This is a genomic window from Streptomyces albidicamelliae (assembly GCF_025642175.1).
Lineage (GTDB): Bacteria > Actinomycetota > Actinomycetes > Streptomycetales > Streptomycetaceae > Streptomyces > Streptomyces albidocamelliae.
In genome coordinates, this window is record NZ_CP106795.1 from 7,516,841 (window position 1) to 7,536,385 (window position 19,545).

Here is a 19,545-nt window from a genome sequence, read left to right on the forward strand (position 1 = left end):
GGGAAAGGGGCGGTGGGTCACTTCGCGGACACGGGGGACACGGTCGCCCCGGTGGATCCGGCGGGTTCGTCCGGCTCCGCCGCGAACCCGGCGTAGACGTCGGGCCTGGCCCGGCGCAGCCACCACGCCAGCGGCAGGCCGAGGAGGAAGACGGCCGGCGCCACGACGACCAGGAGGGCGTTGACCGCCGGGGACGCGCCGGTGAACAGGTCGATGTGGGTCACCACCAGCACGATCGCGGTCACCAGCAGGACGGCGGCGACGACCGGCGCCACCACCGTGCGCAGGGCGCCCTCCGTGTGCCGCACCCGGCGGAAGTAGCAGGGCACGGCGATCGCGGCGAGCAGTTGCAGCACCAGCAGACCGATCATCCCGGGGGTGTTCACCCACAGCAGCAACTGCTGGTACGGGTCGGCGTCCGCGGCCCAGAAGGCCAGGACGACCAGTGCGCCGAGAACGGTCTGGGCGAGGCCCGCGACGTACGGGGAGCGGTGGCGGGCGTGGACGCGGCCGAGCCGGCGCGGGAGCACACCCTCCTCGGCCAGGGCGAGCGCGTAGCGGTTGATGGCGTTGTGGAAGGCCAGCAGGGAGGCGATGACGCTCGTGACGATGAAAAGGTGCATCAGGTCGGCGGCCCAGCCGCCCACGTAGGTGGCGATCGCGGTGAAGAACAGTCCGGCCGGGTCGTCGCCCGCGGCGCGTACGACCTGGTCGTCGCCGAACGCCTGGACGGCGATCCAGACCACGAAGGCGTAGAACAGGCCGAGGAATCCGACCGCCGCATAGGTGGCGCGGGGGACCGTGCGCTCCGGGTCGCGGGCCTCACGGCGGTAGATGACGGTCGACTCGAAGCCGGTGAACGCGGCGAAGGCGAAGGCCAGTACGGCGGCCGTGCCGGGCACGAACACGTGCGCCGGGGCGAGCGAGGCGAGGGACAGCCCGTGTGCGCCGCCCTTCAGCAGGACCCCGCCGGCGAGCAGGACGAGTATCCCGGTCTCGGCGACGAGCAGGACGCCCAGCAGCTTGGCGCCGAAGTCGATGGACCGGTAGCCGCCGTAGCCGATCAGCACCAGGCCGGCCAGCGAGACGGGCAGCCAGGGCACGTCGGCGCCGACGAGGGAGTGCAGGGTGTCCCGGGTGGTGGTGGCGAGGAGGCCGTAGACGCCGATCTCCATGCCGTTGTAGCCGATCAGCGCCAGCAGGGCCGCGCCGATGCCGACCGGGCGGCCGAGGCCCCGGGTGATGAAGGCGTAGAAGGCGCCGCCGCTGGTGACGTGGCGGCTCATGGTGGTGAAGCCGACGGCGAAGACCGCGAGGGTCAGCCCCGCGAGGAGGTATCCGACGGGCGCGCCTATGCCGCCCAGCAGGATCGCGAGCGGGGCGACGCCGGCCATGACGGTCAGTGGCGCGGCGGCGGAGACGACGAAGAAGGCGATGTCGGCGGTGCCTAGGGAACCGGAGCGGAGGGTGGTCGCGTCGCGGGACGTTCTCTGCTCCGGTGGCTCGGAGGTGGTCACGGACATGCGGGGGAGCCCTTCTGGCGGCGGAGGGACGGGGGCCCGGAGGCGGGGCGGCCGGTTGCGCGGGCGCCGGTGGGCGGGGCGGAGATGGTCCGCCCGGGCCGGCGTCCGTCGGGAGCACGAGGGATGGCGGGCGCCCGGAGCCGTAAACCTAAAGGCTTTCGGTTTCCGCAATGTAACCTGCCGTTGGGCATCCGGGAAGACCTCAGGGAGATCGCTGACCATGGGACGGCCGCGCACACCGCTCCTCGACCGCGAGCGCATCACCACGACAGCGCTGCGGCTGATCGACGAGACCGGTGACTTCAGCGTCCCCGCGATCGCCCGGCGGCTCGGGGCGCAGACCGGCTCGGTGTACCACCACGTGGACGGCCGCGACGGCATAGTCGAGCTGCTGCGCGAGCGGATCTGCGCGGCGATGGACCCGGCCACCCTCGACCTGGACCCCTGGGACACGGCCCTGGAGGCCTGGGCCCGCTCCTACCGCGCCGCGTTCGCCGCTCACCCCCGGGTGATCCCGATGCTCATGACCTCGCCGGTACGCGCGCCCCGGGTCCTGGAACAGTACGAGCGCGCCGTGAACCTCCTGCTGGAGGCCGGGTTCGACAGCGCCGGGATCATGCCGCTGATCATCGCCCTGGAGAACCTGGTGCTGGGCTCGGCCCTCGACCTGGCCGCTCCCGAGACGATGTGGGAGCTGACGGACGGCACCCCGACCCCCCGCCTCGCTGAGGCACTCGCCGCGGTGGGCGACGGCCGGGCCGACCGCGCCTTCGAGGTCGGGCTGACGGCCTTCATGAACCACGCGCGGACCCTGCGGGGGGCGCGGGTCGAGTAGCGGCCGCACGGCCGGGCGCGGCGGCGGTCGGCCCACGCGGTGGGCGGCGATGCCGTACTGGGTGATTCTTGCGCGGACGTATCCGGGGCGGGAACGGAACCGCCTGCCGGTTTGTCACAAAGTGAGACAATGGGGGCGCTGCCCGCCTCATGCGAGTCTGCTCAATGTCGCTTTCCGAGATCGAGGTCGTCACCGGGACGGAGGCCGACATGTACACAAAGGACGGCGAGAACTACTTCGTCGTGGACGCGCACGTCGCACTGTGGGACGCGCGCCCCGAGAACCAGCTGAACATCCACGGGAAGCAGTTCATCGACTGCTTCTACGACTACCACCGCAATCTCAGCCCCGAGCCGGAAGTGTGGCCGTACGAGGAATTCCTCTACTACGGCGGACAGCGGCTGATGAAGGACCTCTTCGTCGACGGATACGTCGACCACGCGATTTTCCAGCCCGCGTATCTGGGCGCGTTCTACGGGAACGGCTTCGGGCAGACCGAGGAAGCCTTCGCGCTGGCCGAGGAACACCCCGAGAAGCTGACCTACAACCACTGCTTCGACCCCCGGTTCGAGCAGAAGGGCCTCGACCGGCTCCGCCGGGACGCCGAACGCTTCCGGCTCAAGGGCGTCAAGCTCTACACGGCCGAGTGGCAGGGCGACTCGCGCGGGTACAAGCTCAGCGACCCGTGGGCCTACCGCTACCTGGAGGCGTGCCAGGAACTGGGCATCAAGAACATCCACGTCCACAAGGGCCCGACGATCCGTCCGCTGGACCGCGACGCGTTCGACGTAGCCGACGTCGACGCGGCGGCCACGGACTTCACCGACCTGAACTTCGTCGTCGAGCACTGCGGCCTGCCCCGGCTGGAGGACTTCTGCTGGATCGCCACGCAGGAGCCCAACGTCTACGCCGGCCTCGCCGTGGCGGTCCCGTTCATCCACACCCGGCCCCGCTACTGGGCGCAGATCATCAGCGAGCTGCTGTACTGGCTGGACGAGGACCGCATCCTCTTCGGCAGCGACTACGCGCTGTGGACGCCCCGGTGGCTGATCGAGCGGTTCGTCGACTTCCAGATCCCCGAGGACATGCAGGGCGAGTTCCAGCCGCTCACCGTGGAACAGAAGAAGAAGATCCTCGGCCTCAACGCGGCCGCCCTGTACGACATCCCGGTGCCCGCCGCGGCGGCGACCACGACCACGACCGCGGGCACCCCCTCGGCCGCGGGCCCGGCGGGGGCCGCCTCCGTCGCCACGCAGCCCACCGAGGCGTGACATGCCCGCCGACCCCCTGGTGCAGCGGGCCAGGCGGGCGCTGGACGCCGTCCGCGATCCCGAACTGGACGAACCCATCACCGATCTCGGCTTCGTCCGTTCGGTCGAGGCCGGCCCCGACCACCGGCTCACGGTGCACCTCAGACTGCCGACGTCCTTCTGCTCCCCGAACTTCGCCTACCTGATGGCCTCCGACGCCAAGGACGCCCTGGCCGCCCTGCCCGACGCCACCGCGGTCACCGTTCTGCTCGACGACCACCACGACTCCGACCTGATCAACCGCGGCCTGGCCGCCGACGCCGGCTACCGCGGCACCTTCGGCGCCGAGGCCGAGAACGACCTGGAGGAGTTGCGGCTGATCTTCCGCCGCAAGGCCCACACCGCGGCGATGGAACGGGCCCTGAGCGAGCTGCTGCGGCAGGACCCCGAGCTGACCGAGGAGCGGCTGGGCGGCGTGGTGCTCGGCGACCTCCCCGACACGGCGGCGACCCGTGCCCTGCTGCTGCGGCGCGAGGCGGTCGGCCTCGGCACGGATCCGGCCGCACCCGTCCTCGTCGACGACGACGGGCACCCCTGTCCGCCGGGCGAGATCCCACTGCGCCTGCGCTTCGCCCGGTCGGTGCGACGGTCGATCGACGGCAACGCGCACTTCTGCCGCGGTCTGCTGCGCACCCGCTACCCGGACTCCGCCCCCGACCAGACCCCGCGCGCCGAGGACACCACCCTCGTCACCCCCTGCAAGGAGCCCCCGTGAAAGCAGTCCAGGTCGTCGCCTACGGCCGCAACCCCGAGATGACGGACGTGCCGGTTCCCACCGCCCCCGGCCCCTACGACGTCGTCGTCAGGATCGGCGGCGCCGGTGTGTGCCGCACCGACCTGCACATCCTCGAGGGACAGTGGGCGGAGAAGTCCGGGGTCACGCTGCCGTACACCATCGGGCACGAGAACGCCGGCTGGGTGCACGCCGTCGGGGCCGCCGTCACCCATGTGTCCGAGGGAGACAAGGTCATCGTCCACCCCCTGATCACCTGCGGGCTGTGCCGGGCCTGCCGGTCCGGCGACGACGTCCACTGCGAACAGAGCCTCTTCCCCGGCATCGACACCGACGGCGGCTACGCCGAGTACCTGAAGACCTCCGCCCGCAGTGTCGTCCGCATCGACGACGCCCTGGAGCCGGCCGATGTCGCGGCCCTGGCCGACGCCGGGCTGACCGCCTACCACGCCGTCGCCAAGGCGGCCCGCAGGCTGCGCCCCGGGGACCGCTGCGTGGTCATCGGCGCCGGCGGGCTCGGGCACATCGGAGTGCAGGTGCTGCGGGCGCTGACCGCCGTGGAGATCGTGGTCGTCGACCGCAACCCGGAGGCGCTGAAGCTGGCCGAGACCATCGGCGCCGACCACGGCGTCCTCGCCGACGGGGACCACGTGGAGCGGGTGCTGGAGCTGACCGGCGGCCGGGGAGCCGAAGTCGTGATCGACTTCGTCGGCGAGGGAGGCGCGACCCGGGACGGCGTACGCATGCTCCGCAGGGCCGGTGACTACCACGTCGTCGGTTACGGCGAGAACATCGACGTGCCGACCATCGACATCATCTCCGCCGAGATCAGCTTCATCGGCAACCTCGTCGGCTCGTACAACGACCTGAGCGAGCTGATGGTCCTGGCGGCCAAGGGCAAGGTGCGGCTGCACACCACCTCCTACCCGCTCGACCGGTTCCAGGACGCGCTGGACGACCTCGACGCCGGACGCGTCCGCGGGCGGGCCATTCTCGTACCCTGATCTTGACCCTGACCCAGCCCCTGGACGGGGACGACAGCGAGCCGGCGGGGGCGGAGCGTCCCCGCCGGTCAGCCACGACAGACCGGGAAAGCCCATGATCTTCATCACCGCCCGCTTCCGTGTCCTGCCCCAGCACGCGGACGACTGGCCCGAGCTCACCCGTGCCTTCACGCAGGCCACGCGCGCGGAACCGGGGTGCCTGTGGTTCGACTGGTCACGCAGCCTCGACGACACCAACGAGTACGTGCTGATCGAGGCGTTCCGCGACGACGAGGCCGGCGCCGCCCACGTCGGCACCGAGCACTTCGCCACGGCGTGCGCGACCCTGCCCGCCTATCTCGCCGAGACCCCGAGGATCGTCAACGTGACCGTCCCCCAGGACGACTGGTCGGAGCTGGGCGAGATGGCCGTACCCACCTCCCGCTGAGTCGCCGACGCCCGCCGGCCCTGTCCGGGGCCGGTTCAGGCCTCCAGAGCGGCCAGATCGTCGCGGAGCACCGCACGGGCCGCCCGGGTCGCGTCCCCATGGGCCTGCCGGGCGGTGTGGTACTCGTCGGACGTCAACGTGTACCCGGACGCCAGCGTTTCGCGTACCTGGCGCAGGGAGTGGTACGAGGCGTCTATCGCCTCGCCCACCTCGGCGTCCGCCGTCAGGACGAGCCGCTCCCGGGCCTCGTCGCACCCCGACGCCTGGAACGCCTGCCGGATCCTGGCCGCCCTGGCCTGCGGATCCGCGTGTTCCTCGTCGGCGGCCAGCCGCATGGCCTCATGAGCGCGGCGAAGCGCGACCAGGCAGTCCGCGTACATGGTCCGGCGGGTGTGCAGCCTGCTGTCCCTGACGGTCCGCCGCCAGCGCAGGTGCTCGCCCATCAGCGTCGCCCCGACCCCGAGCACCGCTCCGAGGGCCGTCCCTATGAGAGTCGCCCACTCCACACGGAGATCGTGCCACACCGCCGGCCACGGCGATGAAGGGGTTTCAGCGGGTGCTGGTCGCCACGGAGGGTTCGTCGGCCGCCGGCACGCGCGGCGGGCGAGTGTCGGACTGCTGCAGTTCCGCGAGGAGTTCGTTCCGCCCGGCGAGCAGCTCGGTCAGGATGCGGCGGGCGGCGCGCAGCAGTTCGGCCACGTCACCGCCGGCGAGGGCGTACCTGACGGTGGAGCCCTCGCGTATGGAGACGACGATGCCGGCGCGGCGCAGCACGGCGAGCTGTTGCGAGAGGCTGGAGGGTTCGATCTCGATGTCGGCGAGCAAGTCCCGTACCGGTACCGGGCCGTGCTGCAGCAGCTCCAGGACCCGGATGCGCGTGGGGTGTCCGAGCATGCGGAAGAACTCGGCCTTGGCTTGGTAAAGAGGGACCTGCATGCGCTCTTCCTGCCTCTCGGGTGGCCTCTCGCGGCGCGGCGGCGGCTCGGGGCGCCGCCGCGCCGTGAGTCATGCCTGTTCATCTTTCTCGGTCAGGGCAGCTCTCGTTCATGAATTGTCGTCCTCTCCATGTGATGACTTGAAGAATTCTTCAATTCATGGGCATGCGTCAGCCCGGTTCGAAGAACGTCTAGACCTCGAGTTGCTCTTCGATGCGCTTGAGTTGGCGGCGGGCCATCGCCAGGTTGGAACGCTCCCTGTCGATCACGAGATAGAGGAACAGGCCGTTGCCGTTCCGGCCGGTCACCAGCCGGATGAGGTGGTACTGCTGGCCCAGCGTGATCAGGATGTCCTCGATCTGGCTCTGCAGGCCGAGGTGTTCCATGGTGCGCACCTTGGCACGGATCACGTCGGTGTTGCCGGCCGCGGCGACCTCCAGATCCAGGCCCTTGCCCCCACCCAGAGTGCCGAGGGCCATGCCGCTGGTGTAGTCCACCACGGCGGCCCCCAGCGCCCCCTCGATCCCGGTCATCATCTCCTTGAGTGCCACTTCCACGTTCGCCATCGGCGCCTCCCCTTGGATGTCGGCCTCGGCGGACCCGCTAGCGAGCCCGCCCGTGATCGCACCGTAGGCGCCCCGACCGCGGGAGTGAGTTGCCTGCCCGAGAACGGCGCGAACTGATCAAGCAGGGATGGAAGTTGATACACCAGTGATCACTTGTGACAGGTAGCTACGCCGACAGGTTCAGTTGCCAGGAGACGCCGAACCTGTCGTTGATCCAGCCGAACTTCGGGCTGAAGCCGTAGTCGCCCAGCGGCATGAGTTCCGTGCCCTGTTCGGCCAGTGCCGTGTAGAGGCGGTCGATCTCGGCCTCGTCCGCGCACTGCACGAAGAGGGAGATCGCGGGGGTGAATGCGAACGCGTGCTTCGCGGGGCTGTCGATGCACATGAACTGCTCGCCGGCGAGCGAGAACGTCGCGTGCTGCACGCTCCCCTCCTTGCCGGGGCCGTCCGCGCCGTAACGCTGGATGCTGACGATCTCGGCGTCGTCGAAAAGCGTGCTGTAGAAGGTCATCGCGTTCTCGGCTTCGCCCTCGAACATCAGGAACGTGGTGATTTTCTGTGACGTCACGATCTCCATGGCCGCTCGCTCCTCCAGCGCTCTCGGGCGGTCGATGCGTGGCCACGGTAACGCCGGCGGAGCGTCCCGACGCGGTGCCCGCACGGTGTCATTGCCGCGCGGTATCCGTATGGCAGGCGCACCGTCTCTCACACTCAGTCATGTATTGGCCCGCGCCTTGAATCGCCCAGGGAAAAGGAGGCGACACGACCGGGCCGGGTGCCGTCGTGAGGACCCCCTAGGGCCTGTCGTTTGGATCAGGCCCGCCTGGCCCACGGTGCCTTGTCGGCCGACCCGAGCGGGGCGTGGTGCGTGCAGCTGCAAGGCGGAGGAGGGCGGCGACGCGGAGCGTCGACAACCGACGACAACGCCGCAGACGCGCGTGCCACGCCCCGCGACGCGGGCATGATCCAAACGACAGGCCCTAGCCCCGCAGAACCTTCGCACGCCACTCCAGAAGGTCGACGCAGTCATGGATGCTCGGCCGCGGTGCCCCGATCCGCTCGCGCATCAACGCGATGGCCTGCACATGGCGACGGACGGCGATGAGTTCGTCCACCTCCGCGCGCGCCTCGAACGGCAGCCTGTCCCACAGTGCGTCGTCCATGCGCGCATTGAACCCGCCACGGGTCCACGTCGGCCTCCGGTTTTTCGGCCCGCGGCGTCGTCCCGGCCCCGCTGCCGGCCCGTGAGGCGCTCGGGGCGCGGGTGGGGCCCCGGTGTGCGCCGGGGCTGGCCAGTGAACCGTGTCACAGTTCAGGGCTGTCCCCGGGGCGGTGGCGCCCCGTTCGACGCCGTGACGGCGGCGCTCCGAGGCGGTGCCGCGGGGCCGCGGCGGCGGGCCGGAGCAACGCGATGAGGTGAAGTGGTCTGGGTCGCGCGCAGGGCGGCGGTCCGGTGTTGTCAGAATAGGACCATGAGTAATCCCCGCGTTTTCTTCGACATCGACATCGCCGGCCAGGACGCCGGCCGGATCGTCTTCGAGCTCTTCGAGGACGTCACGCCCAAGACGGCCAAGAACTTCCTGGAGCTGGCCACCGGCGAGCACGGCTTCGGCTACAAGGGCTCCCCGTTCCACCGTGTGATCCCGCAGTTCATGCTCCAGGGCGGTGACTTCACCCGCGGTGACGGCACCGGCGGCAAGAGCATCTACGGCGAGAAGTTCGAGGACGAGAACTTCCAGGTGAAGCACACCGGCCCGTACCTGCTCTCGATGGCGAACGCCGGCCGCAACACCAACGGCTCGCAGTTCTTCATCACCACCGCCGCCACCCCGTGGCTCGACGGCAAGCACGTCGTCTTCGGCAAGGTCGTCGAGGGCACCGAGGTGGTCGACACCATCGAGAAGCTGGGCTCCCAGTCCGGCCGCACCTCGAAGCCCATCTCCGTCCGGGAGTCGGGCAAGCTGGAGGGCTGAGCCCCGTCCGCCGAAGCCCCTGACCGGGAGCGCGCGCCTGCGCGCTCCCGGTTCTTCGCGACGGCCGGCGCCGGCCGTCGCGGCGGGCCCGCGGAGGTGGCGTGATGGGGTCACTCAGGTGATGCGACAGGGATCATTGACCCCGTTGGGCTGTTTCTCTCTGGCGTTGGACGAACGCGGCGTGTAGCGTCGCAGTGGTTGTCGTGGTTCGCCGTTCCTGCCCGTGCCGCCAGGTGCGGGCGTTTTGATGTATGGGCGCTTCCAGGACGACCATTGCGGGTCTGCACGGTGCGGACCCGGCTCGACCGAGAGGTAAACGCATGGCCAGCGGGACCGTGAAGTGGTTCAACGCCGAGAAGGGCTTCGGTTTCATTCAGCAGGACGGCGGGGGCCCCGACGTCTTCGCGCACTACTCCAACATCAACTCTTCCGGCTTCCGTGAGCTCCAGGAAGGCCAGGCCGTGACCTTCGACGTCACGCAGGGCCAGAAGGGCCCGCAGGCCGAGAACATCACGGTCGTCGCCTAGTCGATGCCCTGAGCGTGGCCCCCGGAGTTCTCTCCGGGGGCCACGTTTTCGTCGGTGGCCGGATCCGGCCTCCACCCCGGGGCGCTCGCCGCCGGCCTCCGGCCCGAGCCGCGGTGCTCGCGGCGCTCCCCGCCGCCCCGCACGCGCACGTCGCGGAAGGCCCCCGCCTTCACCCGCTCGGCCCAGGCGCCGGGGGACTCCTTGCGCGTCATCGCCCGACCGGCGCGGACCGGGCCACGCCGACCGGCGCGGACAGCGTCACTCCGCCCGTCCCGGCGGAGTTCGCGGCAGCCGTCGGAGATTTCCCCGGCCGGTTCCGGCCGGCCGGTGTGCGGCCCGTCACCAGGGCGGCGTCCGGCACCGCTCCGATGGCATGATCGGCTGTTGACGAGCGCCCTCGTCGCGCGTCCCCGACCGGAAATCGGCACTGTTCGGCACGAGATGACCCATTCGACCAGCAACTAACACATCGGCCAGAGAATTGACTCCTCCAGTCTCGCGGTTGTTCTCGCGAATACAAGCCAAGACCACGTTCGCCGCCGGGCGTCGACCGCGGGCGATGCTGTGGGCCCTGGCGGCCGTGGTGGCCCTCGCCTTCGTCGTCACGCTGGAGATCGTCGCCCGTCGCAGCTCCGGCGACCCGGAGCCGATCGCCGACTGGGTGAAGGACGCCATATTCTCCCCCAAACCGGGGCCGCTGTACGGCGGTCTGGCGTTGATGATGGTCGTGCTCACCTGGCGGCAACGGTTCATCGCGGCAGGTGCCGCGATCGGAGTCGACGCCGTCTTCATGCCGGTGCGGTGGGCGATCGAGGGCGGGATGACGGACGTCCACCTCTTCGCCAGCGGCCCGGTGTGGGTGATGTCGGGCTACGCGGTCATCGCCGTGACACGCCGCACCGGCCGGGAACGGCTGCTGCTGGAGGGCGTGGGTCTGGGACTGCTGCTCGTGGCCGGCCGCAAGGCGGGCGACAACTGGCTGCTCATCACGGCGAAGACCCGCCCGATGGTCCTCGATCCGTACGTGGCCGCCGCCGACCACGCGCTCGGCAACCCGTCGTTCCTGGTCGGCCGGCTCGTCGCGGCCACCGACCCCGTAGGCACCCACGTTCTCGACCTGGTGTACGCCCAGCTCGCGGTGGCCGCGGTCGTCGTCGCGCTCTACCAACTGCGGAACGTGCGGGTCGAGCGCCGCTTCCCGCGCCATCACCTGGTGCGCACCTTCCTGCTGATCGGCCTGCTCGGGCCGGGCATCTACATGCTCTTCCCGGTGGTCGGACCGGTCTTCGCCTACGGCCCCGGCGCCTCCGGCACCGGTGGCGTGCAATGGGCGGTGGCCGACCTGTGGCCCGGAACGCCGCCCTCGATCGGCAGTCCGCACCCGGTGCCGTACGACGGGCTCACCCCTCGCAACTGCATGCCGAGTCTGCACACCGCGTGGGCCACCGCGATCTTCATCCACACCCGCACGGGCCCGCGCGTCCTGCGCGCGGCGGGCGCCTTCTGGCTGACCGCGACCCTCACCGCGACGCTGGGCTTCGGCTACCACTACGGCGTGGACCTCGTGGCCGGCGTCGTCTTCACCCTCACCATCGAGGTGGCGCTGCGCGCGTACGACCGCGGCGGGGACCGGTCGGGGATCATGCTGGCCGCCTACGGAGCCGCGGTCTTCACCGCACTCCTGCTGTCGTACCGCTTTCTGTCCGTGGACATGGCCCGGCACCCGTGGGCGTTCGGACCCCTCCTCCTGCTGGCGCTGGGCTCGGTGGTGCACGGCTACCTCCACCTCACCAGGCTGTGGGAACCGCGGACCGCGTCGGCATCGCACCCGGAACCGCGGCCCGGACTGAGCGCCGTCCCGTAGGGGGAGCCCGGCGCCGTCCGAGGGGTGGGCCCCGTCCGGGCCGATGGCAAGCGCATACCGGTGTCTCACATGGTGGCACCGACTTTCCGTGCAGCGAGACGCCTGACATTGTTAAGTGCCCGTACAAATCGCACGGTGTTTCGGCGAGGGGACGCGTGCGGGGTGCGGGACCCCGGCAACCGCTCTGCACCTCGCGCGAAAGACCCAGCAATGCCTGCACCAGCCAGCGGCCCCGCCCGCGCCCCCGTCAATCCGCGCTCCCGCGTCCTCGTCGCGAGCCTCATCGGCACGACGATCGAGTTCTACGACTTCTACGTCTACGCGACCGCCGCCGTCCTGGTCTTCCCGTCCCTGTTCTTCCCGGGCGGTGACCCGACCACGGCGCTGCTGTCGTCGTTCGCCGTCTTCGGTGCCGCGATGGTCGCCCGCCCGATCGGCGCGATCTTCTTCGGGCACCTCGGCGACCGCCTCGGCCGCAAACGGACGCTGGTGGTCTCCCTGCTCACGATGGGCCTCGCCACGCTGCTCATCGGCGTGCTGCCCACCTATGCGCAGGCCGGCTGGATCGCCACCGCGCTGCTCGTGCTCATGCGGCTCGCACAGGGCTTCGCACTGGGTGGCGAGTGGAGCGGCGCCGCGCTCGTCGCGACCGAGAACGCCCCCCGCGGCAAGCGCGCCCTGTACGGCACCTTCCCGCAGCTCGGGGCCCCGCTCGGCTTCATCATCGGCAACGGGCTGTTCCTGGTCATCGGCGCCCTGCTGCCGTCCGCGACGGGCGCCGACCCCACCCAGCCGTCCGACGCCTTCCTCAGCTGGGGCTGGCGCATCCCGTTCCTGTTCTCCGCCGTGATGGTCGCCATCGGGCTGTGGGTACGGTCGCGGCTCGTCGAGTCGGCGGTGTTCGCCAAGAACCGCGACAGCGGCAAGGTGCGGAAGCTGCCGCTGGCCGACGCGGTCCGCGGCCACTGGAGGCAGCTGATCCTCGGTACCTTCTTCATGCTGGCGACGTACGTGCTCTTCTACCTGATGACCACGTTCTCGCTGAGCTACGGGCGTACCGCGAAGACCGCCGCCGTACCCGGCCTCGGCTACAGCTACACCACGTTCGTCCTGATGATGATCTTCGGTGTGCTCTTCTTCGCCGTGTTCACGCTCGTCTCCGGCCCGCTGGCCGACAAGTACGGACGACGCACCACCCTGATCCTGGTCACCTCCGCGATCGTGGTCTTCGGACTCGTGTGGGTGCCCCTGATCGGTCTGGGGACGCTCGGTGTCGTGCTGTGGCTCGTCCTCGGCTTCACGCTGATGGGCATGACGTTCGGCCCGATGGGCGCGCTTCTGCCCGAGCTGTTCCCGACGAGCGTGCGCTACACCGGGTCCGGCATCTCGTACAACGTCAGCTCCATCCTCGGGGCGGCCGTCGCCCCGTTCATCGCCGTGGCGCTCTGGCAGGCCGGTGACGGCTCGCCGTGGCTGGTCGGCGTCTACCTCTCCGCGATGGCGGTGCTGACGCTGGTCGCGCTCCTGCTCGGGGACGAGACCAAGGACGTCTCCCTGGACGACGGCGAGGCCGCCCCGACCGACGAGGGCGCCCGCGCCGCCACCACCTCCGTCACGGGCTGAACCACCGCGCCTACCCCGCCCCCGGACCGGCACCGTTGCCACCACGAGAGGCAGCGGCGCCGACGGTCTCTTCCCCCGCCGCACGATGTCGGCGGGGGAGGAACCGTTTCGGCCCCGGATCACGACGCCCGCGCGAACCTTCGGGGTCCGAAAACCCCTGTCCACCGTTGCGGGCCCTGCTGCGCCAGGCCGTGGACGACCTCGCCCGCGATCCGCGCGGCGTGCGCGCCCGCGAGGCCCTGACCGCGGGCCACCTCTCGGGCGCCCCCACCCAGGAGGCCGCCGCCCGCCGCCTCGGTCTGCCCTACGGCACCTACCGCCGCCATCTGCGCCAGGGCCTGGACCTCCTCTGCGAGGCCCAGTGGCAGCGGGAGTCGTACGGCACCGGGGAGGCGGAGCCGGGGCCGGGGTCCTGATCCGAGGGTGGTCGAAGGCAGCCCCCGGCCCGGCACCAGGGGAACGTGACCCGGCCGGCCCCGCTTCTACTCCTGCAATACGCACCGCAGTTCGCGGTGCGTCCGCCGCTCGCGGGGCTTGAGGGGGATCTCGGTGTTGAGCGGCGCGGGCGGGCCGAGGAGGACCTTCAGCAGCGTGCCGGGGGACATGAGCCGGGCGGGTCCGGCCCGGAGACCCGTGACGTCCCAGAGCGCACGGGCCACGGGGTAGGACACCGTCGCGGTGGCTGCCACTCTGCGGGCGTACCGGGCGGCGACGCGGTCGGCGACCGTGGGGGCGGCGCCCGTGACGAAGGGGTACAGCACGTCCTGGCTGACCGCCGTGGTCCAGGGCCCGTCGACGTGCTCGGCCACCGCGCGCTGGATCCCGCGCGCGAGGCCGGGCGTGGTCACGTCCGCACGGTCGAAGGCGTCCCGGAGCGTCACGGCCTGCTGGGCCGCGACCGACATGCCCTGGCCGTACGCGGGGTTGAACGTCGCGAGAGCGTCCCCCACGACGGCCAGCCCCTCGGGCCACTTCGCGGACTGCTCGAAGTACCGGCGCACGTTGCGGGTCATACGGCCCCGGGTGCGGACGACGTCCGTGAGCGGTTCCGCGTGCGAGATGAGCTCGCCGATGACGGGATCCGCCAGTGCGTCGAAGGTGTACGCGAGGAAACCGGCCGGATCGGCGGGGGGTTCGCCGCCCTTGGTGCCCGCCAGGCTGACCATCCAGCGCTCACCCCCGTCGTCGGGCTCGATGGGCAGGATCATGCCGCTGCGGCCGGGCTCGCCGCGGTAGGGGTCGGCCTGGAGGAGCGTCAGCGGCCAGTCCGTGACGACGGCCGGCCGGCGGTAGATGCGGGTGGCGTTGGTGAGGCCGGTGTCCACGACCTTCTCCTGAATGCCGTCGATCCCGAGGTCGGCCAGCCAGTGCACGATGCGCGAGCCGCGTCCCCCGGCATCCACCACCAGGTCCGCCCGGAGCAGGTCCTCTCCGGCGTCGGTGGCGACCCTGACCCCCTGTACGCGCTGCGCGGTGCCCACCAGGCCGAGCGCCTTCCCCTGCACGATCTTGACGTTGCTGAGGCGGCTCAGGACGGCGGCGCGCACCGCCCAGTCGAGCAGGGCCCGGGTGCAGGTCAGCAGGTGGTGGCTGTCGTGCCTGAAGCGGGAGAACCAGCCGTCGGGGGTGCGGGCGAGGAGACCGGAGGCGAGGGAGACCTCGACGGCCCCGGCGTCGAGGAGGTACCGGCGCACGTCCAGGCCCGGGAGCAGACTCCGCATGGCGTCCAGACCGCCCGCCATCAGCAAGTGGGCGTGCTGCCCCTGCGGCAGCCCCTTCCGCTGGTGCGGTCCGTCGGCGAGTGCGTCCGGCTCTACGACGACCACGTCGCCGACGGCGGGAGCCAGCGCCGCGGCGGCCAGCATGCCGCCTATCCCGGCCCCTATGACGACCGCTCTACCTGTCATGATCCATTCCTCGTTCCGTGCGTGGGCGCTGCCAGCGGATCGACGCCGGTGACAGTGCCGGGGGTGTTCAGCTCTTGCGCCAGTCTCAGCAGTCCGCGGCTCGCGTCCTTGGAGGTGCGCAGCTCGTAGGTGCCCGGCTCGGTGAGCGAGTCGGCCGCGCCCCCGGCGAGTTGCCTGGCGGCCTCCACGACCATGGAGGCCTCGGCCTTGGCCCGCGCGGCGGTCGGATCGCACCCGGCTGCCAGCGCTCGCCGGAGCACGCCGCTGCCCGTTCGCTCGTCGAGGTGAGGAGTGAGGACGAGCAGGGCGTCGTGGATGGCCATCTCGCGCATGCGCAGGCGTGATTGAGGGAGTCGGTACCAGGTGCTGGGCGACACGAACGCGGTCGGGACATGCCTCAGCACCTTCCACAGGGGCGCCAGTCTGCGGTAGTGGCGCAGACTGCGCCACTGCGCTCCGACCGCGGGCACGATCCGGGGAAGGACGAACCCGAGTGAGCAGATCACGGCGCCCACGGAGGCGAGCGGCGGAGCCACGGTGGTCGACAGGAAGTCCAGGTCCCGGCCGTACCAGCGAGCCGTCACGGCGATGATCTTCGCCAGCACGAAGCCGCTCATGTCCATCCCGAGGCCGATGACGATCAGCCAGAGCCCGGCTCGCAGCAGCCGGTCGCCCTTGCTCGCCGCGGGTGCGCCCGGGCCGGCGCCCGCCGCCGCGGCGGGCGAGGCGGTCTCCTGCCGCAGCTGCCGGGTCCACAGCAGACAGACTCCGCAGATCACCAGGCAGCAGACCAGATGGCCGAGCAGGTAGAGGACGATCATCTCCCTGATGTACGGCGTGTTGGCGTAGTAGGTGTCGAGGTCCCGCAGCCTCTCCACATGGGCGTCGCCGACGGTGAACAGGGTGATGATGGCCGCGATGAGCAGCCCGTACACGCCGATGAAGGCGAGGGCCGTACGCCTCAGGGTGACGACCGGGCCGCCCCGCCAGTAGATCAGCAGGATGAAGAGCGAGCAGCTGTAGGCGGAGATGAGCGAATACGTCATCGGGGCACCGAAGTTGGCGATGCCCGTCATGCGGTTGACCGTCGCCAGGGTCGCCGGTGCGGCCGCGGAGAAGCAGCAGGCGCCGATGAGGATGGAGACGCAGGTAGAGGCGGTCAGGGGATTCGTCAGCGCCTGGCGTGGCCGCCGGAACAGCAGGATCGCCGCCATGCCCAAGATGGCGGCCGCCAGGTAGACGACATAGCTCACCGGGGACTCCGATCAGAGGTGCGCAGTGTGGGGGGTTGGTGGGCGCGCCCGGCTGTACGGATGTCGCTACCGGGCATGACGCTCGCCCTTGAGTGCCTCGGCGATGAGGACGAGTTCCTCCGGCGTCCTGGGGGAGGGCGCCTGGAGTCGGATCACGGCAGGGGCCGGGGTGGTGGGGCACCCCTCTTCGTGCGCGGCCGCCGCGATCACCGCGGCCCAGGCGGCCGCCAGCGCCTTCTCGGGCGGGTCCGTGTCCTGCGCGGCGCGCAGGACGTGCTGGAAGATGGCCGGGTCGTAGAAGGGACTGAGGTAGCTCAGCCCGTTGTGGATGCTCGTGGCCCGCCAGGTCAGCAGGCTCGCGGACGAGGCACCCCACACGGGCCGCGACAGGCGCAGTTTGCGCCGTCTGAGCATGCGTTCGAGCTCCCTCTCCAAGGGGCGCATGCGCCGGTACAGCAGCCGGTCGTTGCTCTGCCAGCGCTGGCCCATCAGGGGGACGAGGACTCCCGCCACCGTCAGGAGCGTGCCCAGACCGGCGCAGGAGGGGGCGAGCGCCGTACCCAGCCAGTCCCAGTCCCGGCCCGACCAGCGAGCCCCGACCGCGACCAGCTTGGACACGCTGTAACCGGCCGTGATCAGCGTGCCGGCACCCAGGGTCAGCAGACCCGTCAGCGTCCACCGGGAGACCTCGCCGCGGACCTTGCGCGCCCAGCCCAGCGACCGCAGGGCCGTGAACGTCACCGCGGTGAGGTGGGCCACCAGGTACAGGACGATCATCTCGCGGACGAACGGCGTACCGGCGTAGTAGGTGTCGAAGTCCCGCCTGCGCTCGACCGGGGAGGACCCCAGGGCGAACAGCAGACCGACCACGGCGAGGATGGCCGTGTAGCTGGCTATCCAACGGCGGGCGATCCGGCGCACGTTGGGGGATTCCTGCCAGTAGGCGATCAGTACCAGCAGGGCGGCGCTGTACGCGGTGATCGCCGCGTACGTCAACGGCGCGGCGAGGTTCGGGACGCCGCTGAGGCCGTTGACGGCGCCGATGGTCAGAGGAGCACCGAGCAGCCAGCTGACGCTGCCGAGGGCCAGTGCCGCGCACAGCGCCAGCAGATAGGGCTCGTTGCGGTGACGGAACAGGTCACGCGTTTTCGGGACCAGACCCAGCCAGAGCAGCGCGCATGCCGCGTAGTTGATCGCGCTGCTCACCGTCAGGCCTCGCCGCGGTAGTTGAGCGCGGCGCCGATGCGCCCGGCGAGGCTCGTCGGCTCGTGGCAGTAGACGGAGTGCTCGGAGGCCTCCATCCAGGGCCGCAGCTCAAGTCCCATCAGCATCCCGAACCGGTCGGCCTCCCGCTCGTGCTTCTCGGAGAGCGTGGTGCGCGCCGCGGCAGGCCGTGAGCCGTCACCGGCGGCGCCGCCGAGCATGTGCAGCGGACTCGACTGCCCCTTGTGGACGTGCCAGAGCTCGTGGCAGAGGATGACGATCTGCATCCATTTCGGCGCGCGCCGGTCCACGATGACGATGTCCCGGTCCTCTTGCTCGATCCACAGACCGGACGCCGTGTGCGGCGGGAATTCGCGCAGCACCACACGAAGTGGACGCTGACGCCATTCCCGCGCCGACTCCACCAGCGCGTCGAAGAGCGCTTCGGGATCCGCGGGCAGCGCCGGCACCTTCATGGAGCCGATCAGAGTGTCGGCGAGACGACGCATCTCCCTCCTGGTGCCCACAGTTCCCCCGATGCGCTCATCTCGGCTTCCGGCGCTACCAACGGCCAGGACCCACCGTCGCGGCCGGCGGCGCGAGCCGCCGCCGGGCGACGTCTTGACTCTGGCCGCGGACGGAATCCTAGTGCCTGCGCTGGGGAGTTGGCATGGTCGGGTTGCCGCGGCACCGCTCCGGGCGCTGAGGCTCACGGGCCCTTCTGGCGGCTCGTCGCCCCCTTGCCGGGCCGCCGAACCGGGACGCCGACCTCCTTCGCTCGACGACCTGCCGGTGGAGTTCCCGACCCTCGACGAGCGGTACCTGCGTGCCGAGATCCGCTACCCGTACGCCGTCTCCTTCCCCGACGAACAGGGCTACGGCGGCTACGGCGTGGTCAGGTACGACCGCACGACCGGTGCCCGCCGCATCCACCGGGCCGGCGACGCCCGGCTGCCCAGCGAAGCCGTCTTCGTGCCCGCCGAGGGAGTGACCCGCGAGGACGACGGCTACCTGCTCACCATGGTCTGCGACCTCAAGCAGGACGCCTCGCAGCTGCTGGTCCTCGACGCCTCCGGCCTCGACCTGATCGCCACCGTCCACCTGCCCCACCGGGTGACCGCCGGCGTCCACGGCTCCCGGGTCCCCGACGACGCCGGAAAGGACAGCGAGATCCGAGCCGGGGCGAGCAGACGCCGCCGTCGGCCGGCGTGACGGGGCGCCGGGAACTCACCCTCCCGGGCCCCGAGGCGTTCCGTCGACTGCACCTCTTTAGCGTCGACCCATGCAGAAGGCAAATGTCGCTCACCCGAAGGTGTGATGCTGCGCAGCGGAGGAAGGAGTAATAGTCGAACGGCGTAGTGTCATATGCCCGCTGCCTTCAGCAGAGGCAACGACACGGCGGGTAGGGGAGAGGACGGCATCACGGGATGGCGGGCACCGACTGGAGTGAACTGGGGATCTGCCGGACGGCCGACCCTGACGACCTGTTCGTCGAGGGCGCTGCGCAGAACCGCGCGAAGGCACTGTGCGGTGGCTGCGGCGTCCGGACCGAGTGCCTCGCGTACGCCCTGGACCAGCGTATCGAGCACGGCATCTGGGGAGGCATGACCGAGCGGGAGCGCCGGGCCCTGCTGCGGCGCCGGCCCACCGTCACGTCCTGGCGTCGCCTGCTGGAAACGGCCCGCGCGGAACACCAGCGCACCCACGCGGCCAAGGCCGTCGAACTCAAGGCGAGTTGACCCCGGATCGAACTGGGCGGGGGCACCGGCGGCCCGCCGAGCCGGCCGACGACCGGCTCGGCGTTCCCGGCAGCGTCCGCGGCGCGCTCCAGGCTCACCCCGGCCGGAACGACCGCGAGCCGT

General features: G+C 70.8%; 23 protein-coding genes. 12 read left to right on the forward strand and 11 right to left on the reverse strand.

Annotated features, from left to right (window positions below):
• Window positions 1-17 precede the first annotated feature (17 nt).
• On the reverse strand, window positions 18-1,523 hold the full coding sequence (locus N8I86_RS34050) for an APC family permease (protein ID WP_263279540.1): 1,506 nt from the start codon (window positions 1,521-1,523) through the stop codon (window positions 18-20).
• A gap of 220 nt (window positions 1,524-1,743) precedes the next feature.
• Here N8I86_RS34050 and N8I86_RS34055 point away from each other — a divergent pair, with 220 nt between their 5' ends.
• The 5 genes from N8I86_RS34055 (at window position 1,744) to N8I86_RS34075 (ending at window position 5,832) form a co-directional block, all read left to right on the forward strand.
• Window positions 1,744-2,358 carry a TetR/AcrR family transcriptional regulator gene (locus N8I86_RS34055; protein ID WP_263279541.1) on the forward strand — a complete coding sequence of 205 codons (615 nt, stop codon included), beginning with the start codon at window positions 1,744-1,746 and terminating at the stop codon, window positions 2,356-2,358.
• Between the two features lie 164 nt (window positions 2,359-2,522).
• Window positions 2,523-3,629: an amidohydrolase family protein gene (locus N8I86_RS34060; protein ID WP_241840839.1), complete on the forward strand. Its 1,107-nt coding sequence runs from the start codon at window positions 2,523-2,525 to the stop codon at window positions 3,627-3,629.
• A gap of 1 nt (window position 3,630) precedes the next feature.
• On the forward strand, window positions 3,631-4,383 hold the full coding sequence (locus N8I86_RS34065) for an iron-sulfur cluster assembly protein (RefSeq protein WP_073890755.1): 753 nt from the start codon (window positions 3,631-3,633) through the stop codon (window positions 4,381-4,383).
• A complete protein-coding gene (locus tag N8I86_RS34070; protein WP_263279542.1) occupies window positions 4,380-5,405 on the forward strand; it encodes an NAD(P)-dependent alcohol dehydrogenase in 1,026 nt (341 codons plus the stop codon). The genes N8I86_RS34065 and N8I86_RS34070 overlap by 4 nt, the downstream gene beginning before the upstream one ends.
• Before the next feature lie 94 nt (window positions 5,406-5,499).
• Window positions 5,500-5,832 (forward strand): putative quinol monooxygenase, encoded by a 333-nt coding sequence (locus tag N8I86_RS34075; protein ID WP_073890753.1) that lies wholly within the window; start codon window positions 5,500-5,502, stop codon window positions 5,830-5,832.
• A 35-nt stretch (window positions 5,833-5,867) separates the two neighbouring features.
• On the opposite strand, the gene N8I86_RS34080 is transcribed toward N8I86_RS34075, so the two are convergent.
• From N8I86_RS34080 to N8I86_RS34100, 5 genes are all read right to left on the reverse strand, one after another.
• Window positions 5,868-6,338 carry a hypothetical protein gene (locus N8I86_RS34080; RefSeq protein WP_073890752.1) on the reverse strand — a complete coding sequence of 157 codons (471 nt, stop codon included), beginning with the start codon at window positions 6,336-6,338 and terminating at the stop codon, window positions 5,868-5,870.
• Window positions 6,339-6,381: 43 nt separating this feature from the next.
• Entirely contained in the window at window positions 6,382-6,768 is a 387-nt protein-coding gene (locus N8I86_RS34085) for an ArsR/SmtB family transcription factor (RefSeq protein WP_263279543.1), read from the reverse strand.
• A 190-nt stretch (window positions 6,769-6,958) separates the two neighbouring features.
• Complete coding sequence (locus N8I86_RS34090) at window positions 6,959-7,333, reverse strand: hypothetical protein (protein ID WP_073890749.1); 375 nt, start codon at window positions 7,331-7,333, stop codon at window positions 6,959-6,961.
• Between the two features lie 166 nt (window positions 7,334-7,499).
• Window positions 7,500-7,910 carry a VOC family protein gene (locus tag N8I86_RS34095; RefSeq protein WP_263279544.1) on the reverse strand — a complete coding sequence of 137 codons (411 nt, stop codon included), beginning with the start codon at window positions 7,908-7,910 and terminating at the stop codon, window positions 7,500-7,502.
• A 403-nt stretch (window positions 7,911-8,313) separates the two neighbouring features.
• A complete protein-coding gene (locus N8I86_RS34100) occupies window positions 8,314-8,496 on the reverse strand; it encodes a hypothetical protein (protein WP_263279545.1) in 183 nt (60 codons plus the stop codon).
• Between the two features lie 309 nt (window positions 8,497-8,805).
• Between N8I86_RS34100 and N8I86_RS34105 the strand changes: the two genes are divergently transcribed.
• Complete coding sequence (locus tag N8I86_RS34105) at window positions 8,806-9,306, forward strand: peptidylprolyl isomerase (protein WP_073890744.1); 501 nt, start codon at window positions 8,806-8,808, stop codon at window positions 9,304-9,306.
• A gap of 320 nt (window positions 9,307-9,626) precedes the next feature.
• Window positions 9,627-9,833: a cold-shock protein gene (locus N8I86_RS34110; RefSeq protein WP_031174240.1), complete on the forward strand. Its 207-nt coding sequence runs from the start codon at window positions 9,627-9,629 to the stop codon at window positions 9,831-9,833.
• Here the strand turns inward: N8I86_RS34110 and N8I86_RS34115 are convergent.
• On the reverse strand, window positions 9,830-10,045 hold the full coding sequence (locus N8I86_RS34115; protein ID WP_263279546.1) for a hypothetical protein: 216 nt from the start codon (window positions 10,043-10,045) through the stop codon (window positions 9,830-9,832). The two genes, N8I86_RS34110 and N8I86_RS34115, sit on opposite strands and share 4 nt — an antisense overlap.
• Before the next feature lie 347 nt (window positions 10,046-10,392).
• Between N8I86_RS34115 and N8I86_RS34120 the strand changes: the two genes are divergently transcribed.
• The 3 genes from N8I86_RS34120 (at window position 10,393) to N8I86_RS34130 (ending at window position 13,736) form a co-directional block, all read left to right on the forward strand.
• Entirely contained in the window at window positions 10,393-11,697 is a 1,305-nt protein-coding gene (locus tag N8I86_RS34120; RefSeq protein ID WP_263280195.1) for a phosphatase PAP2 family protein, read from the forward strand.
• 210 nt (window positions 11,698-11,907) lie between these two features.
• Window positions 11,908-13,320 (forward strand): MFS transporter, encoded by a 1,413-nt coding sequence (locus N8I86_RS34125; RefSeq protein WP_123440707.1) that lies wholly within the window; start codon window positions 11,908-11,910, stop codon window positions 13,318-13,320.
• Window positions 13,321-13,487: 167 nt separating this feature from the next.
• Window positions 13,488-13,736: a hypothetical protein gene (locus tag N8I86_RS34130; protein ID WP_263279547.1), complete on the forward strand. Its 249-nt coding sequence runs from the start codon at window positions 13,488-13,490 to the stop codon at window positions 13,734-13,736.
• A 66-nt stretch (window positions 13,737-13,802) separates the two neighbouring features.
• Here N8I86_RS34130 and N8I86_RS34135 read toward each other — a convergent pair whose 3' ends face one another.
• The 4 genes from N8I86_RS34135 to N8I86_RS34150 form a co-directional block, all read right to left on the reverse strand.
• Window positions 13,803-15,227, reverse strand: a complete 1,425-nt coding sequence (locus N8I86_RS34135; RefSeq protein ID WP_263279548.1) for an FAD-dependent oxidoreductase — start codon at window positions 15,225-15,227, stop codon at window positions 13,803-13,805.
• Entirely contained in the window at window positions 15,224-16,480 is a 1,257-nt protein-coding gene (locus N8I86_RS34140) for a DUF6545 domain-containing protein (RefSeq protein ID WP_263279549.1), read from the reverse strand. Before N8I86_RS34140 ends, N8I86_RS34135 begins: the two co-directional genes overlap by 4 nt.
• 66 nt (window positions 16,481-16,546) lie before the next feature.
• Window positions 16,547-17,686 carry a hypothetical protein gene (locus N8I86_RS34145; RefSeq protein WP_263279550.1) on the reverse strand — a complete coding sequence of 380 codons (1,140 nt, stop codon included), beginning with the start codon at window positions 17,684-17,686 and terminating at the stop codon, window positions 16,547-16,549.
• Window positions 17,687-17,688: 2 nt separating this feature from the next.
• Window positions 17,689-18,192, reverse strand: coding sequence for a toxin (locus tag N8I86_RS34150; RefSeq protein ID WP_241840836.1), 504 nt, complete (start codon window positions 18,190-18,192; stop codon window positions 17,689-17,691).
• Between the two features lie 28 nt (window positions 18,193-18,220).
• Between N8I86_RS34150 and N8I86_RS34155 the strand changes: the two genes are divergently transcribed.
• On the forward strand, window positions 18,221-18,895 hold the full coding sequence (locus tag N8I86_RS34155) for a carotenoid oxygenase family protein (RefSeq protein WP_263279551.1): 675 nt from the start codon (window positions 18,221-18,223) through the stop codon (window positions 18,893-18,895).
• A 215-nt stretch (window positions 18,896-19,110) separates the two neighbouring features.
• A complete protein-coding gene (locus tag N8I86_RS34160) occupies window positions 19,111-19,422 on the forward strand; it encodes a WhiB family transcriptional regulator (protein WP_073890734.1) in 312 nt (103 codons plus the stop codon).
• The last annotated feature ends 123 nt before the right edge of the window (window positions 19,423-19,545 follow it).